Here is a 222-nt window from a genome sequence, read left to right on the forward strand (position 1 = left end):
TTAATAATAAAGGGCGGTTGATGGGAATCGAACCCACGAGTGTCGGAACCACAATCCGATGCGTTAACCACTTCGCCACAACCGCCATGGCAGGGACAGTAGGAATCGAACCCACATCAAAGGTTTTGGAGACCTCTATTCTACCGTTGAACTATGTCCCTATTTATAATGGTGGAGGGGGGCAGATTCGAACTGCCGAACCCGAAGGAGCGGATTTACAGT

Annotated in this window: 2 tRNA genes; both read right to left on the minus strand. The window is 49.5% G+C overall.

The features are described 5' to 3' along the window. Positions 1-12: 12 nt before the first annotated feature. Positions 13-85, minus strand: a tRNA-His gene (locus CD034_RS06945). 2 nt (positions 86-87) lie between these two features. Further along, a tRNA-Trp gene (locus tag CD034_RS06950) sits at positions 88-161 on the minus strand. Between the last annotated feature and the right edge of the window lie 61 nt (positions 162-222).

Origin of the sequence: Staphylococcus hominis subsp. hominis (genome assembly GCF_002901845.1) — a bacterium.
Taxonomy (GTDB): domain Bacteria; phylum Bacillota; class Bacilli; order Staphylococcales; family Staphylococcaceae; genus Staphylococcus; species Staphylococcus hominis.